The organism is Pseudoroseomonas cervicalis ATCC 49957 (assembly GCF_000164635.1).
Lineage (GTDB): Bacteria > Pseudomonadota > Alphaproteobacteria > Acetobacterales > Acetobacteraceae > Pseudoroseomonas > Pseudoroseomonas cervicalis.
The window spans coordinates 1,102,229-1,117,542 of sequence record NZ_GG770777.1 but is presented as its reverse complement, the minus strand read 5'-3'; the positions used below and the strand labels follow the sequence as shown (position 1 = coordinate 1,117,542).

Sequence of the window (15,314 nt, the reverse complement as noted above, 5' to 3'; positions counted from 1 at the left end):
CGGCAGGCGGCGCAGGGCCGCCTCCAGCGGGGCGCGCGCGGCGGGCCGCACCGCCAGCAGCAGCCCGGCCAGGTCCAGCAGCCAGTCGGCGTGGTCATCCTCCGGGGAGGGCGGCGGGTCGGTCGGGTCCATGCGGGGTCCGGCTTGCATCGGGGGCAGAAGCTAACAAACTCCGCAGCGCGGTCGAGGGAGGCAGGTGGGCATGGCGGAAGGGCCGCTGGGGCGCGGGGCGGAGATGGCCGGGCGGCAGCTGGGCGACTGGGCGGCCGATCGCTGGGGCGCGCCGATCCGCGAGGCCTTCGAGAGCGGCAAGGGCCTGTCCGGCCCGCTGGCCCGCGCCCTGCTGGACGGGGTGGTGGTGGAGCAGGTGGTGGGCGCGGTCTGGCCGTCCTTCCTGGTGCTGGCGGCGCTGCTCGGCCTGCACGCGCTGGCGGTCTGGCTGGCCGCGCCGGAGCTGGAGCGGGTGATGACCGGCCTCGTGGTCTGCGGCGCGCTGCTCTGGACCGTCTATGGCATCGTCGTCGGGCTGCGCGCCGCCATGCCCACCCTGCGGCTGTGGCTGGCGACGCGGCTGTCGCCGCTGGGGCTGGCGCGGCTGGTGCTGTTCCGGCTGATCCGCGCCGAGCATCGCCGCGCCCGTGCCCTGCTGCCGCAGGACGGCCTGGCCGGCGCCCTGTTGCGCGCGGCGCTGGCCGAGCTGGAACGGCGGCTCGACCTCACCCCCGATCGCGCCGCGCACGCGCTGGCCGAGCATCTGGCGCCGATGCTGCTGACCCATCTGCTGGGCCGGCTCGGCCTGCTGGTGGTGCCGGTGGCGGGCACGCTGCTCTACTACCGCTTCGCCATCTATCCGGGGCTGCTGGCCATGGCCGGGGCGGGGCCGTGGTCGATCGCCCTCTACCCCTTCGCCGCCCTGTCGGACGCGCTGCTCGGCACCGGGCTGCGCGCCGCGCTGCTCGGCCTGTGAGGCCGGGGCGGGCCAGCCGGCGGCTTGACCGCGCGCCACGCCCCTCTAGCCTGCCCGCCGCAACGGAGCGGGATGCGCGTGATGAGCCTGGCGATGGGGTGGGAGGAATGGGCGGCGCAGGACGCCACGGCGCTGGCGGAGCGCGTGCGGCGCGGCGAGATCAGCCCGGCCGAGCTGGCGGCCCAGGCCGCCGCCGGCATCGCCCGCACCGACCCGGCGCTGTCGGCGGTCGTCGAGCTGTTCGAGGATGTGGTGGCCGACCCGCTGGCCGATGGCATGGACCCGCAAGGGCCCTTCGCCGGCGTGCCCTACCTGATGAAGGATCTGGGCCCCACGCTGAAGGGGCGGCTGCAGGAGATGGGCTCGCTGCTGATGCGCGGCCACCGCGCCACGGCCGACAGCTACCTGACGCGGCGGCTGCGGGCGGCGGGGCTCAACATCATCGGCCGCAGCACCACGCCGGAATTCGGCGTCTGCAGCTCGGCCGAGAACCCGGCCGTCTATGTCACCCGCAACCCGTGGGACACGCGCTACACCACCTGCGGCTCCTCGGCCGGCAGCGCGGCGATGGTGGCCGCCAGCGCGCTGCCGATCTCGCACGCCACGGATGGCGGCGGCTCGATCCGTATCCCGGCCGGCGTCAACGGCATCATCGGGCTGAAGGCCTCGCGCGGCGTGTTCTCCATCGCGCCTGGCGCCTCGGACCTCACCGGGCTGGTCTCCACCCAGGGCTGCCTGACGCGCAGCGTGCGCGACATGGCGCTGTTCGTCGATTCCTGCCGCGGCGGCGCGCCGGGCGAGTTCATGCCCTACTGGACCGCGCCCGAGCCCTACACGACGCTGATCCGGCGCGACCCGGGCCGGCTGCGCATCGCCCTGTCGCATGAATGGGGCGACTATCGCGCCACGCCGCAGCGGGTCGAGGAGCTGGCGCGCATCGGGCGCTTCCTCGAGGGCCTCGGCCACCATGTCGAATGGGCGCTGCCCAAGGTGGATTTCCGCGCCGCCTTCGCCGCGCAGACGCTGTGCTACGTCAGCAACTTCACCCAGACCATCAACACCATGCTGGCGCCGCTCGGCCTCGACCGGCCGCCCGAGGACAAGGTGGAGCCGATCAACATCCGGCTCTGGGAGGCCGGGCGCGACATCGCCTATGCCGAGCGCTACCGCATGCAGGCGGCGTTCAACGCGACCTCGCGCGGCTTCGGCGAGTTCTTCGAGGAATGGGACATCATCCTGACGCCGATCACCGCGCTGCCGACGCCGCTGATCGGCACCACGGAATACCTGACCACCAGCGACAACCCGGATGTCTGGGACTGGTTCGAGAATCTGTGGCGCAACTTCGCCTACACGCCGCTGACCAATCTCTGCGGCATTCCGGGCCTGTCGCTGCCGCTCGGCCGGCAGGACGATGGCCTGCCGCTCGGCCTGCATTTCCAGGCGCGGCAGGCGAATGACGGGCTGCTGCTGCAGCTCGCCGCGCAGATCGAGCGCGCCATCGGCGGGCGCTGGAACGAGGGCCGCCGCCCGGCCGTGCATGTGACCACGCCGGTGGCGTGACGGGGCAGGGCAGGGGGTTCGCGACAGCCGCGTGACATCGCCCTGCCCAAGCCTTGCGCAGCCCGGCCAATCTGGTAGCGATCCGCCGCCCGCGCGGGTGCGGCGGCCCCCGATCCGGCCGCCCCGCCCCCTGGACGGGGGGGATCGCGCCGGGCAGGCTCCCGCCGCTGCAGCAGAGGGACGGCCCGCAAGGTGGTGAAGATCCTGGTGAAATCCGGCGGGCCGCAGGCCGTGCCGGAATGGCGTGACGGCTTCGCGGCGGTCGATCCGCGCCTCTCCGCCCATTGGTGGGAGGATGCGTCGGTGCGGCCGGAGGAGGTCGAATATGTGGTGGTGTGGGAGCCGCAGCCCGGCTGGCTCAACAGCCTGCCCAATCTGAAGATCGTTTTCTCGTCCGGCGCCGGGGTGGACCACATCACCGCCGACCCCGCCTGGCCGCGCCACCTGCCGCTGGTGCGCATGGGCGGCGACGCGACCGCCCAGCGCATGGGCGAGTTCATCGCCTGGTCCTGCCTCTCCCTGCTGCGCGACACGCGGCATTTCGCGCTCGGCCAGGAGCGCCGCCAATGGGCGCAGAAGGAGGTGCCGCACACGGCGCGGGAGCGCCGCGTCGGCATCATGGGCCTCGGCAATCTCGGCAGCCAGGCGGCGAGGATGCTGCAGGGGCTGGGCTTCCCGGTGCAGGGCTGGGCGCGCTCGCGCAAGGCGCTGCCGGGGGTGGTGAGCTTCGCGGGCCCCGCCGAGCTGCCGGCCTTCCTGGCCAGCACCGACATCCTGGTCTGCCTGCTGCCCTCGACGCCCGAGACGACCGGGCTGATCGACGCGGCGCTGCTGGCGCAACTGCCGCGCGGCGCGGCGGTGGTGAATGCCGGGCGCGGCGCGCATCTGCGCGTGCCCGACCTGCTCTCCGCGCTGGAATCCGGCCAGGTCTCCGGTGCCGTGCTGGACGTGTTCCCGGAGGAGCCGCTGCCGGCCGACAGCCCGCTCTGGGCGCATCCCAAGGTCATCGTCACGCCGCATGTCGCCTCCCTGCCCAGCCGGGCGGAGCGCGCGCGCTATGTCGCCGGCGCCATCGCCGCCTTCGAGGCGGGGCGGCCGCTGCCCAATCTCTACGACCCCGACCGAGGCTATTGATGCCGCTGCCGCCACCCCCGATCCGCCCCGACCCGACCCGTGAGCCGACCGAGCAGGAGCTGCGCGAGGACCTCGCCTGCGCCTACCGGCTGCTGGCGCATTTCGGCATGACGGATCTGGTCTACACCCATCTCTCGGTGCGCATTCCGGGGGAGGGGCACCGCTTCCTGGTCAACCCCTATGGCCTGCTCTTCGAGGAGATCACCGCCTCCTCCCTGGTCGCCGTCGATGCCGAGGGCGCGCCCTTGCAGCAGACGACATGGCCGGTGAACCCGGCGGGCTTCGTCATCCATTCCGCCGTGCACCGCGCCGTCGATCGCGCGCGCTGCGTCATGCACACCCACACCTTGGCCGGCATGACGGTGGCGGCGCAGCAGGGTGGGCTGCTGCCGCTGAACCAGATGAGCATGGAGCTGCACGACCGCGTCGCCATCCACGACTACGAGGGCATCGCGGCCGACGACAATCTGGGCGAACGCGAGCGCATCGTGCGCGACCTCGGCGACAGGCCCTGCCTGATCCTGCGCAACCACGGCCTGCTGACCATCGGCCGCACCGTGGGCGAGGCCTTCTACTGGATGTACTATCTGGAACAATCCTGCCGCATCCAGGTGGCGGCGCAATCGACCGGCGCGCCGCTGGCGCTGCCGCCGCTGGAGATGGTCCAGCGCGTGCGCGAACAGGCGGCGGATTCTCCGGTGAAGGGCTGGCTGCCCTGGCAGGCGCTGAAGCGCAAGATGGACCGCGAGCAGCCGGATTACCGGGACTGAGCCGGTGCCGGGGCTGGATCTCTCTCTGCGCGGCCTGAGCAAGCGCTATGGCGGCCAGGCGGTGCTGCGCGACGTCTCGCTGGAGGTGCCGGAAGGCAGTTTCCTGACGCTGCTCGGCCCCTCCGGCTCCGGCAAGACGACGCTGCTGATGGCCATTGCGGGTTTCGTCACCCCCGATGCCGGCAGCGTGGTGCTGGGCGGGCGCGACATCACCCGCCTGCCGCCGGAGCGGCGCGATTTCGGCATGGTGTTCCAGGGCTATGCGCTGTTCCCGCACATGACCGTGGCCGAGAACGTCGCCTTCCCCCTGCGCGCCCGCGGCCTCGGCCGCGCGGAGCAGGCGGAGAAGGTGCGCGGCGCGCTCGACCTGGTGCAGCTCACGCGCTTCGCCGAGCGCCGCCCGGCGGAGCTGTCGGGCGGCCAGCAGCAGCGCGTGGCCTTGGCCCGCGCTTTGGTGTTCGACCCGGCGCTGCTGCTGCTGGACGAGCCGCTCTCCGCCCTCGACCGCCAGCTGCGCGGCGAATTGCAGGACGAGCTGCGCGCGCTGCAGCGGCGCATCGGCCGCAGCTTCGTCAATGTCACGCATGACCAGGAGGAGGCGCTCGGCCTCTCCGACCGCATCGCCATCCTGAACCATGGCGTGCTGGTGCAGCAGGGCAGCCCGGCCGCGCTGTATGATTCGCCGCGCACGCGCTTCGTCGCCGGCTTCCTCGGCCAGTCGAATTTTTTCCCGGGCGTGGTGACGGCGCCGGGCGAGGTGCGCTGCGGCGAGACGGTGCTGCGCGCCACGCGCGCGCCCTTCGCCGGGCCGGTGCTGCTGTCGCTGCGGCCGGAGCGCATCCGCCTGCTCGGCCCCGGCGAGGCGGCGGACAACACGCTGCCGGCGCGGATCGAGGCGGTGACCTATCTCGGCGGCAGCGTGGCGCTGCGGCTGCGGTCGGCGCTGGGGCCGTTGCAGGCCGTGCGGCGCGGTGGCGGGGCGCTGCCGGCGGCGGGTGATGCCGTGACCCTGGGCTGGGATGCCGACGCCGCCCTGCCGGTGCTGGAAGACGCGGAAATGGTATCGCAGGGCGGGCCTGGCTGAAGCCTGGCCGCGAGGATGTCCCTGGCGAGGCGGCGAAACAGCCCCGTTGCGCTTTCGTTTTTTCCCGTCTATCCCAGCAAGGTATCGCATCGCGCGCGGGCTGCGCACGCTGCGATGCGGGATCTGCCTTTGTGCTGTGCGGCAAAAGCACGGATTTGCCTGGAGCAAAGGCAGATCCGTGTTTGCTGCACTGCAAACCCGCTCACGAGCGGTTGACGGGCTTCCGGCCGGCTGATGACATCGACCCAACCTGAGGGAGTTGGGTTCATGAATGTCGCCACCTCGCCCGCGCGGCTCGCCTGTTCCGAGGATGAGTGGCGCATCCGCTGCGATTTGGCCGCGCTTTACCGGCTGGTCGCGCATTTCCGCATGACCGACTTCATCTACACCCATATCAGCGCGCGGCTGCCGGGGCCGGAGCACCATTTCCTCATCAACAAGTATGGCGTGCTGTTCGACGAGATGCGCGCCTCCGACCTGGTGAAGATCGACCTCGACGGCAATGTCGTCGAGGAAGGCAGTGAGTCGAAGCCGGTGAACGCCGCGGGCTTCACCATCCACTCCGCCCTGCACATGGCGCGCGAGGATGCGATGTGCGTGGTGCACACCCACACCGCCGCCGGCATCGCCGTCTCCGCGCAGAAGGACGGGCTGCTGCCGATCAGCCAGCACGCGCTGAAATTCTACGGCCATCTCGCCTATCACGGCTATGAGGGCGTCGCCCTCGACCTCGACGAGCGCGAGCGCCTGGTCGCCGATCTCGGCCAGCACCGCGCCATGATCCTGCGCAACCACGGCCTGCTGGTGGCCGGCCGCAGCATCCCCGAGGCCTTCAACCTGATCTACTATCTGGAGCGCGCCTGCCAGGCGCAGGTGGCGGCGATGTCCGGCGGCGCCGAGCTGGTGCTGCCGCCCGAGGAGGTGCGCCGCAAGACCGCCGCGCAGTTCAACGGCGACCCCGAGCGCTCGCTGGCGCACAGCGAATGGGCCTGGGCGCCCGCGCTGCGGCTGATCGAGAATTCCAAGCTGGACTGGCGCCAATGAGCGCGGATCTGCTGATCGAGGGCCGCGTCTTCCGCGGCCTGCGCAACGGCTTCGCCGAGGCCGTCGCCATCCGGGATGGCCGCGTCCTGGCCGTCGGCACGCGCGACGAGGTGGCGGCCCATGCCGGCCCGGCCACGCGGCGCATCGCGCTGGGCGACCGGGTCGCCATCCCGGCCTTCAACGAAGCGCATATGCACCTGCTGCCCTATGGGCTCGGCCTGTCGCAGGTGAACCTGCGCGCCGAGGAGGTGCGCAGCCTGGACGAGGTGCTGAAGCGCATCTCGGCCGCCGCAGCCACCACGCCGAAGGGCGAGTGGATCCTCGGCCGCGGCTACGACCATGGCGAGCTGGATATCGGCCGCCACCCGCTGGCCGAGGAGCTGGACCGCGCCGCCCCCGACCACCCGGTCATCATCACCCGCACCTGCGGCCATGTGGCGGTGGCGAACACGGTGGCGATGAAGCTCGCCGGGGTCAGCCACAACACCCCCGACCCCGAGGGCGGCGCCATCGAGCGCAAGGGCGGCAGGCTGACCGGCCTGTTCCAGGAACGGGCGATGCGGCTGATCCGCGACATCATCCCGCCGCCCTCCGAGGCGCAGATGGTCGACGCCATCGAGGCCGCCGGGCGCAACCTGGCGGCGCTGGGCTTCGCCTCCGCCAGCGACATGAATGTCGGCATGACCGCCGGCATGGCCGAGATCGCCGCCTATCGCCGCGCCGCGGCCGAGGGGCGCCTGCTGCAGCGCATGTGGCAGGTGCTGGCCGGCAATCCGGAAGGCATCGCCGCCGCCGCCTGGGAGGAGGGCCTGCGCCCGAATGTCAGCGCCGGCGCCACGGCCGACGAGCTGCTGGCCTGGGGCGCGGTGAAGGTGTTCGGCGACGGCTCCGCCGGCGGGCTGACCGCCGCCTTCTTCGACCCCTATCTGGAAAGCGCCGGCGGCGGCACGGGCATCTTCTGCTTCCCCGAGGAGACGATGCACGCGCTGCTCAAGCGCTACCATGAGCAGGGCTGGCAGCTCGACATCCACGCCATCGGCGACGCGGCGATCGAGCAGGTGCTGGCCGGCATGGAGGCCGCCTCCAGCGCGGCGCAGCCCATCGAGGGGCGCCGCCACCGCATCGAGCATTGCGGCTTCCTCAATGCCGACCAGCGCCGCCGCATGCTGCGCCATGGCGTGCTGCCGGTGCCGCAGCCGGTCTTCATGTATGAGTTCGGCGATCTCTATGTGAAGAATCTCGGACTGGCGCGCACGGAAGTGGCCTATCCGATGAAGACCTGGCTGCAGGAGGGCCACCACCCGGCCGCCTCCTCGGACAGCCCGGTCTGCACCGTCGATCCCTTCATCAACCTCTACGCCATGGTCACCCGCAAGACCAATCGCGGCACCGTGCTGGGGGTCGAGGAGGCGCTGACGCCGGAAGAGGCGGTGCATTGCTACAGCTGGTGCGGCGCCTACACCCAGTTCGCGGAAGGTGAGCGCGGCACGCTGGAGCCGGGCATGCAGGCCGACATCGCCATCCTCTCGCGCGACATTTTTGTCTGCGCGCCGGAGGAGATCCTGACCACCCAGGCCGACCTGACGCTGCGCGGCGGGCAGGCCATCTTCGACCGGCATGGCGAGGCCGCCGCGCTCGCCGGCGCCGCGGACTGATCGCATGCTGCGCCATATCTTCCAGCGCCTGCTGACCACCATTCCCGTCATGCTCGGCGTGCTGCTGATCGGCTTCCTGCTGATGCAGGTGGTACCGAACGACGCCGCCACGGTGCGCGCGGGCCCCACCGCCACCGCCGAGCTGGTGGAGGAGATCCGCCGCGAGCTGGGCCTGGACCAGCCGCTCTACATCCAGTTCGGCCTCTACATGTGGCGGCTGCTGCAGGGCGATTTCGGCGTCTCCATCATCAACAACGTGCCCGTCACGACCGAGCTCGCCGGCACCATCGGCCCGACGCTGGAGCTGATGTTCGCCTCGCTCTTCTGGTCGATCCCGATCGGCATCGGCCTCGGCACCATCGCCGCCTACTGGCGCGGCTCGGTGCTGGACCGCGCGGTCACCGCCTTCTCGGTGGCCGGCGGCTCGGTGCCGGTGTTCTTCCTCGGCCTGATGCTGATCTGGTATGTCGGCTTCCAGTGGCAGCTGCTGCCCTTCACCGGCCGCGGCGGCCCGCTCTGGACCGCCGAGGGCTGGAAGGCCATCGCCCTGCCGGCGCTGACGCTGGGCGGCACCTTCATCGCCCCCGTGGCGCGCATGACGCGCACCGCCGTGCTGGAGGTGCTGGGCGCCGAGCATGTGCGCACCGCCCGCGCCAAGGGCCTGGCCGAGAGCGCCGTGGTGCTGCACCACGCGCTGCGCAACGCGCTGATCCCGGTCGTCACCCTGATCGGCCTGCAGATCGGTTTTCTGCTCGGCGGCGCCGTCGTCACCGAGACCGTCTTCTCCTGGCCGGGCGTCGGCCGCCTCGCGGTGGGCGCCATCCTGTCCTCGGACTTCCCGATGGCGCAGGGCACCATCATCGTGCTCTCGCTCGGCTTCATCATCGTCAATCTGGTGGTCGACGTGCTCTATGTGGCGCTCGATCCGCGCATGCGGGGGCATTGAGCATGGCCGCGACGCAATCCGTGGCCGCCCCCGGCACCGCGCCCGCCACCGTGCCGCCGCCGCGCCGGCCGGGCCTGCTGAAGCGCCTGCTGCGCGAGCCGGTGGCCGCCATCGCCTTCGCCCTGGTGGTGCTGCTCGTGGCGGCGGCGGTCTTCGCGCCGCTGCTGGCGCCGACCGATCCCTTCGACAACAACCTGGCCGCCGCCATGGCGGTGCCGGGGACCGAGGGCCTGCCGCTCGGCGCCGACAGCCAGGGGCGCGACATGGTGACGCGACTGCTCTACGGCCTGCGCGTCACCATGCTGATGGGCCTCGCCTCGGTGCTGCTCGGCGGCCTGACCGGCGCGCTGGTGGGTTTCTGCGCCGCCTACTACAGCAAGGTGGACGGGCTGCTGATGCGGCTGATGGATGTGCTGCTCTCCTTCCCGGCCATCCTGTTCGGCCTGGCCATCGCCGCCATCTTCGGCCCCGGCATCCTGGCGGTGGTGCTGGCCCTCTCGGTCGCCACCGTGCCGCTGATGGCGCGCATCGTGCGCGGCGCGGCGCTCGTCGTCATGCGGCAGGACTATATCGAGGCGGCGCGCGCCACCGGCATGGGCGATGCGCGGCTGATCCTGCGCCACCTCGCCCCCAACTGCCTGTCGCCGATCTTCGTCTTCGCGACGCTGCGCTTCGGCCAGGTGATCCTGCTCGGCTCGGCGCTGTCCTTCCTCGGCCTCGGCGCGCAGCCGCCGGTGGCCGAGCTGGGCGCCATGGCCTCCGAGGGCCGCAACTTCCTGTTCTTCGCCCCGCACATCGCGGTCATCCCCTGCGTGCTGATCTTCGTGGTGGTGCTGGCCTTCAACGTGCTGGGCGACGCGCTGCGCGACGCGCTGGACCCGCGGCTGCGGGTCTGAGCGGCGCTTCCCGATCGCGCGCCGGCCCTTGCGCCGGCGCTGCCTGAGCAAACCGGGCCCGGTGAACGGGCCGATGGGAGACGAGTGGATGAAGAAGACCCTGGGGGCCGCGCTGCTGTCGCTGGCCGCGACCGTCCCGGCGGCCGATGCCTTCGCGCAGGCCGCGCCGCGCGACACGCTGGTGGTGCTGCGCGAATACGATGCCGACCGCTACGACCCGGCGCGCTCCACCGCGCGCAGCGCCGGCGAGGTCATCTACATGATGTCCGACACGCTGGTGTCGCTGGATTTCGACCAGAAGACGGTGCGCCCGGGCCTGGCCGAGAGCTGGACGGTCAGCGAGGACGGCAAGCTCTACACCTTCCGCCTGCGCCAGGACGTCACCTTCTGCGACGGCAAGAAGATGACGGCGGCCGATGTGGTCTACTCGATCAACCGCTGGATCGCGCCGGAGACGCGCAGCCCGGTGCGCTGGCGCGCCGGCCCGGTGAAGGAGATCCGCGCGGTCGACGACTACACCGTCGAGTATGAGCTGAACGAACCCTATGGCGAGCTGCTCTACCAGCTGACGCTGTTCTTCGCCTCGATCGTCGACAAGGAGACGGTGGAGAAGCTCGGCGCCAATTTCGGCGTGCAGGGCTTCAACGGCACCGGCCCCTATTGCTGGCAGTCCTGGACGCCGCGCCAGGACTTGGTGCTGACGCGCCACCCCAACTACACCTGGGGCCCGCCGATCTACCAGAACCGCAGCCCGCAGATCGGCCGCGTGATCTGGCGCATCATCCCCGAGGCGAACACCCGCCTGGCCGCGCTGCAGACCGGGCAGGGCGACATCACCCAGTATGTGCCGCCCTTCGCCGTCGCGCAGCTGCAGCGCGTGCCGACGGTGCGGGTCGCCACCCAGCCGAACTATTTCTGGGACTACTTCCTGGGCTTCAAGGTCGACAAGCCCGTGGTCGACGACCCGGCGATCCGCCAGGCGGTCAACATGGCGGTCAACCGCGAGGCGCTGGTGCGCGCGGTGTTCTTCGGCGCCGCCGAGCCGGCCAATGGCTACCTCAACCCGAACACGATGGGCTATGACGCCGAGGCCGCGCGGCTGGTGCCGGAATTCAACCTCGAGGCGGCGCGCAAGCTGCTGGACGAGGCCGGCTGGACCCTGGGCTCGGACGGCATCCGCGTGAAGGGCGGCCAGCGCGCCAGCTTCAACGTCTATGGCATCCAGAGCGCCGAGTGGCGCCGCATGACCGAGGCGATGCAGGCCGATCTGCGCCGCGTCGGCATCGACCTGCGCATCCAGCTCTGGGACGCGACGGTGGCCTGGGGCAAGCTGGCGACGCAGGAATTCGACAGCTTCGTCATGTCCTACCCCTACATCTCGGCCACCGACGGTTTCGCGCTGTATTTCGACGGCGCCAACCGCCCGACGCCGAACCGCATGAACTGGAATGACGAGGAGACCAACCGCCTGTTGAACACGGCCAAGACCGCGCTCTCGGCCGAGGAGCGGGCGCGCGCCATCGCCGAGGTGCAGCGCATCGTCGCGCGCAACAATGTCTGGTTCCCGATCGCCCGCGAGAATCTCTACGTCGCCTCGGCGCAGCGGGTGGAGGGCGCGCGCGCCCATGGCATCTACGGGGCGGGGCTCTACAAGGGCCTCGACCTCCGCCTGACGCGCTGACCGCAAGCAAGGAAAGGGCAGGGGACATGGCCACCACCGTCATCCGCAACGCCGACCTGGTGATCGCCTGGGACGCGTCCGAGCAGCAGCATGTCTATCTCACGGATGCGGAGGTGGCCTACCGGGACGGCCAGATCACCTTCGTCGGCCGCGGCTATGACGGCCCGGCGGACGAGGTGATCGACGGCAAGGGCATGATGGTCATGCCCGGCCTGGTGAACATCCACTGCCACCCTTCCAGCGAGCCGATGAACAAGGGGCTGATCGACGAGATCGGCTCCCCCGGCCTCTACAATTCCTCGCTCTACGAATACATGCCGATCTTCCGCGCCGATGCGGAAGCGGTCCCCTCCTGCGTGCGCGTGGCGCTGTCGGAGCTGCTGCTCTCCGGCGTGACCACGGTCGCCGACCTGTCCATGGCGCATCCCGGCTGGCTCGATTTGCTGGGCGAGAGCGGCATGCGAGTCTGCATCGCGCCGATGTTCCGCTCGGCGCGCTGGTCCACCAAGAACGGCCACACGGTCGAATATGCCTGGGACGAGGCCGCCGGCGAGAAGTCGATGGCCGAGGCCTTCAGCCTGATCGAGCGCGCCGAGCAGCACCCCTCCGGCCGGCTCTTCGGCATGGTGGTGCCGGCGCAGATCGACACCTGCTCCGAGACGCTGCTGCGCGAAAGCTTCCAGGAAGCAGCAAAAAGAAATCTGTCCTGGCAGATCCACGCGGCGCAGAGCGTGCACGAATTCCACGAGATCACCCGCCGCAGCGGCTTCACGCCGATCGGCTGGCTGGACAGCATGGATCTGCTCTCCGAGCGCTCCATCATCGGCCATGGAATCTTCCTCGACGACCACCCGCGCACCAAGTGGCACACCGAGAACGACCTCGACCGGCTCGCCGCCACGGGGACGACGGTCGCGCATTGCCCGACGGTCTTCGCCCGGCGCGGCATCGCCATGCGCAGCTTCGGCCGCTACCGCAAGCGCGGCGTGAACATGGGCGTCGGCACCGACACCTATCCGCACAACATGCTGGATGAGCTGCGGCTGGTTTCCTACCTGGCCCGCACCCAGTCCGAGGATCCGCGCAGCCTGACCTCGACCGATCTGTTCGACGCCGCCACCATCGGCGGCGCCAAGGCGCTGAACCGCGACGATATCGGCCGGCTCGCGCCCGGCTGCCGCGCCGATTTCGTCATGGTCGATGTGACGCATCCGCAGATGCGCCCGGCCCGCGACCCGATGCGCAGCCTGATCTACGCGGCCGGCGACCGCGCCATCCGCTCCGTCCATATCGACGGCCAGGCGGTGGTGCGCGACGGCAAGGTGCTGACCATGGATTACGAGGGCGCCGCCGCGCATCTCGACGAGGCGCAGAAAAGAATCGTCGCGCGCGCGCCGCAGCAGGACTGGGCGCACCGCCCGGTCGACAAGATCTCCCCTCCGACCTTCCGCTGGGCCTGATGCAGCACGATCTCCTGCGGCTCGAAGGGCTGCGCACCGTCTTCAAGACCTCCTCCGGCCTGGTGCGGGCGGTGGATGGCATCGACCTCTCCGTGCCGCGCGGCCGCACCCTCGGCATCGTGGGCGAGAGCGGCTGCGGCAAGTCGATGCTCTCCCTCTCCATCATGCGGCTGGTGCCGCCGCCCGGCAAAACCACCGAGGGCCGCATCCTGCTGGACGGCAGGAACCTGCTCGACCTCTCCACCGCCGAGATGCGGCAGGTGCGCGGCGGGCAGATCGCCATGATCTTCCAGGAGCCGATGACCTCGCTGAACCCGGTCCACACGGTGGGGCGGCAGATCACCGAGGCGATGCGGGTGCATTCGCCCAAGGCCAGCGCCTCGCAGCTGCGCGACGAGGCGATCGCGGCCTTGAAGCGGGTGCGCATCCCCTCGCCGGAGCGGCGCTTCGACGAGTATCCGCACCAGCTCTCGGGCGGCATGCGCCAGCGCGTGATGATCGCCATGGCGCTGGCCTGCCGGCCCAAGCTGCTGATCGCCGACGAGCCGACCACCGCGCTCGACGTCACCGTCCAGGCCCAGATCCTCGACCTGCTGCGCGAGCTGCAGGAGGAGACGGGCATGTCGATCATCCTGATCACCCACGATCTCGGCGTGGTGGCGGAGATGGCCGACGAGGTGGCGGTGATGTATGCCGGCCGCGTGGTGGAGCGCGCCGCGGCGCGCGCCATCTTCGAGGACCCGCAGCACCCCTACACGCTCGGCCTGCTCGGCTCCGTGCCGCGCCTCGACGAGGATCGCGAGCGGCTGCTGGCGATCGACGGCTCGGTGCCGCCGCCCTTCGCCTTCCCGGCCGGCTGCCGCTTCAACCCGCGCTGCCCCTTCGCCATCGGCCCCTGCCGCAGCGAGATGCCGGCGCTGCGCGAGATCGTGCCCGGCCACGAGGCCGCCTGCCTGCGCGCGCCGATCGAGAATTCCGTGGCGATGGAGGCCGCATGACCCGCCTGCTCGAGATCGACGGCCTGGCCAAGCACTACCCGGTGAAGCAGGGCGTGGTGCTGCAGAAGCAGGTCGGCACGGTGCGCGCGGTGGATGGCGTGTCCTTCCACCTCGACCGCGGCGAGACGCTGGCCCTGGTGGGGGAGAGCGGCTGCGGCAAGTCCACCACCGCGCGGCTGGTGCTGCGGCTGATCGAGCCCTCCGCCGGCACGATCCGCTTCGACGGGCAGGACGTGACCAAGGTGACGGGCGGCGCCATGCGGCTGCTGCGCCGGCGCATGCAGATCGTCTTCCAAGACCCCTATGCCAGCCTCAACCCGCGGCTGACCGTGGGGGATGCCATCGCCGAGCCGATGGCGGTGCATGGCATCGGCGATTCCGCCAGCCGCCGCGCCAAGGTGCATGAGCTGCTGCGCCTGGTCGGGCTGCAGCCCTTCCATGCCGACCGCTACCCGCATGAATTCTCCGGCGGCCAGCGCCAGCGCATCGGCATCGCCCGCGCCCTCTCGGTCGAGCCCGACTTGGTGGTGTGCGACGAGCCGGTCTCGGCGCTCGACGTGTCGATCCAGGCGCAGGTGGTGAACCTGATGAAGGATCTGCAGGCGCGGCTCGGCCTGTCCTACCTGTTCATCGCGCACGACCTGGCCGTGGTGAAGCACATGGCCGACCGCATCGCCGTCATGTATCTGGGCGCGGTGATGGAGGTGGGCGCCAAGCACGCGCTCTTCGCCCGGCCGCTGCACCCCTATACCCGCGCCCTGCTGGCCGCCATCCCGCACCCCGATCCGGCGCGGCGCGGCCGCGTGACGCCGCTCGGCGGCGACCTGCCGAGCCCGATGGCCGTGCCGCCGGGCTGCCGCTTCCACACGCGCTGCCCCTTCGCCCAGGCGCGCTGCAAGGAGGAGGTGCCGGCGCTGCGCCAGGTCGGGCCGGATGGCCAGCAGGTGGCCTGCCATTTCGCCGAGAGCCTGCCCGATCCGGGGCTCGACTACACCGGCGGGCTGACCGAGGCGGCGACGCGGCGGCTCGCCCTCTACGACGCGGCGCGCCGCAAGGCGGCCTGACACCCTGGCCGGGCGGGGCGGCGGTGCCGCCCGCCCGCAGGCCCGGGTGCCG

13 protein-coding genes are annotated in these 15,314 nt (G+C 71.2%); all 13 read left to right on the top strand.

From position 1 onward, the window contains the following. Positions 1 to 202: 202 nt before the first annotated feature. Entirely contained in the window at positions 203 to 967 is a 765-nt protein-coding gene (locus HMPREF0731_RS04845; RefSeq protein WP_040611920.1) for a hypothetical protein, read from the top strand. A gap of 81 nt (positions 968 to 1,048) precedes the next feature. Next, positions 1,049 to 2,530: an amidase gene (locus tag HMPREF0731_RS04840; RefSeq protein ID WP_040611918.1), complete on the top strand. Its 1,482-nt coding sequence runs from the start codon at positions 1,049 to 1,051 to the stop codon at positions 2,528 to 2,530. A gap of 192 nt (positions 2,531 to 2,722) precedes the next feature. After that, positions 2,723 to 3,664, top strand: coding sequence for a 2-hydroxyacid dehydrogenase (locus HMPREF0731_RS04835; protein WP_007002911.1), 942 nt, complete (start codon positions 2,723 to 2,725; stop codon positions 3,662 to 3,664). Next, positions 3,664 to 4,434, top strand: coding sequence for a class II aldolase/adducin family protein (locus HMPREF0731_RS04830; RefSeq protein ID WP_007002910.1), 771 nt, complete (start codon positions 3,664 to 3,666; stop codon positions 4,432 to 4,434). Before HMPREF0731_RS04835 ends, HMPREF0731_RS04830 begins: the two co-directional genes overlap by 1 nt. Before the next feature lie 4 nt (positions 4,435 to 4,438). Next, positions 4,439 to 5,518, top strand: a complete 1,080-nt coding sequence (locus HMPREF0731_RS04825; protein WP_007002909.1) for an ABC transporter ATP-binding protein — start codon at positions 4,439 to 4,441, stop codon at positions 5,516 to 5,518. A 267-nt stretch (positions 5,519 to 5,785) separates the two neighbouring features. Next, positions 5,786 to 6,562, top strand: coding sequence for a class II aldolase/adducin family protein (locus HMPREF0731_RS04820; RefSeq protein WP_007002908.1), 777 nt, complete (start codon positions 5,786 to 5,788; stop codon positions 6,560 to 6,562). After that, positions 6,559 to 8,217: an amidohydrolase gene (locus HMPREF0731_RS04815; protein ID WP_007002907.1), complete on the top strand. Its 1,659-nt coding sequence runs from the start codon at positions 6,559 to 6,561 to the stop codon at positions 8,215 to 8,217. The genes HMPREF0731_RS04820 and HMPREF0731_RS04815 overlap by 4 nt, the downstream gene beginning before the upstream one ends. A 4-nt stretch (positions 8,218 to 8,221) precedes the next feature. Then, positions 8,222 to 9,163 (top strand): ABC transporter permease, encoded by a 942-nt coding sequence (locus HMPREF0731_RS04810; protein WP_007002906.1) that lies wholly within the window; start codon positions 8,222 to 8,224, stop codon positions 9,161 to 9,163. 2 nt (positions 9,164 to 9,165) lie between these two features. After that, positions 9,166 to 10,059: an ABC transporter permease gene (locus tag HMPREF0731_RS04805; RefSeq protein WP_040611916.1), complete on the top strand. Its 894-nt coding sequence runs from the start codon at positions 9,166 to 9,168 to the stop codon at positions 10,057 to 10,059. An 88-nt stretch (positions 10,060 to 10,147) separates the two neighbouring features. After that, positions 10,148 to 11,740, top strand: coding sequence for an ABC transporter substrate-binding protein (locus tag HMPREF0731_RS04800; RefSeq protein WP_040611915.1), 1,593 nt, complete (start codon positions 10,148 to 10,150; stop codon positions 11,738 to 11,740). A gap of 26 nt (positions 11,741 to 11,766) precedes the next feature. Next, positions 11,767 to 13,200 (top strand): amidohydrolase family protein, encoded by a 1,434-nt coding sequence (locus HMPREF0731_RS04795; RefSeq protein ID WP_007002903.1) that lies wholly within the window; start codon positions 11,767 to 11,769, stop codon positions 13,198 to 13,200. Beyond that, on the top strand, positions 13,200 to 14,198 hold the full coding sequence (locus HMPREF0731_RS04790) for an ABC transporter ATP-binding protein (protein WP_007002902.1): 999 nt from the start codon (positions 13,200 to 13,202) through the stop codon (positions 14,196 to 14,198). The genes HMPREF0731_RS04795 and HMPREF0731_RS04790 overlap by 1 nt, the downstream gene beginning before the upstream one ends. Continuing rightward, complete coding sequence (locus HMPREF0731_RS04785) at positions 14,195 to 15,262, top strand: ABC transporter ATP-binding protein (RefSeq protein WP_007002901.1); 1,068 nt, start codon at positions 14,195 to 14,197, stop codon at positions 15,260 to 15,262. The genes HMPREF0731_RS04790 and HMPREF0731_RS04785 overlap by 4 nt, the downstream gene beginning before the upstream one ends. The last annotated feature ends 52 nt before the right edge of the window (positions 15,263 to 15,314 follow it).

Coding starts and splice junctions, on each gene's coding strand:
- HMPREF0731_RS04845 (WP_040611920.1), top strand. CDS start 203: ATGGCGGAAGGGCCGCTGGGGCGCGGGGCGGAGATGGCCGGGCGGCAG.
- HMPREF0731_RS04840 (WP_040611918.1), top strand. CDS start 1,049: ATGAGCCTGGCGATGGGGTGGGAGGAATGGGCGGCGCAGGACGCCACG.
- HMPREF0731_RS04830 (WP_007002910.1), top strand. CDS start 3,664: ATGCCGCTGCCGCCACCCCCGATCCGCCCCGACCCGACCCGTGAGCCG.
- HMPREF0731_RS04820 (WP_007002908.1), top strand. CDS start 5,786: ATGAATGTCGCCACCTCGCCCGCGCGGCTCGCCTGTTCCGAGGATGAG.
- HMPREF0731_RS04815 (WP_007002907.1), top strand. CDS start 6,559: ATGAGCGCGGATCTGCTGATCGAGGGCCGCGTCTTCCGCGGCCTGCGC.
- HMPREF0731_RS04810 (WP_007002906.1), top strand. CDS start 8,222: ATGCTGCGCCATATCTTCCAGCGCCTGCTGACCACCATTCCCGTCATG.
- HMPREF0731_RS04805 (WP_040611916.1), top strand. CDS start 9,166: ATGGCCGCGACGCAATCCGTGGCCGCCCCCGGCACCGCGCCCGCCACC.
- HMPREF0731_RS04800 (WP_040611915.1), top strand. CDS start 10,148: ATGAAGAAGACCCTGGGGGCCGCGCTGCTGTCGCTGGCCGCGACCGTC.
- HMPREF0731_RS04795 (WP_007002903.1), top strand. CDS start 11,767: ATGGCCACCACCGTCATCCGCAACGCCGACCTGGTGATCGCCTGGGAC.
- HMPREF0731_RS04790 (WP_007002902.1), top strand. CDS start 13,200: ATGCAGCACGATCTCCTGCGGCTCGAAGGGCTGCGCACCGTCTTCAAG.
- HMPREF0731_RS04785 (WP_007002901.1), top strand. CDS start 14,195: ATGACCCGCCTGCTCGAGATCGACGGCCTGGCCAAGCACTACCCGGTG.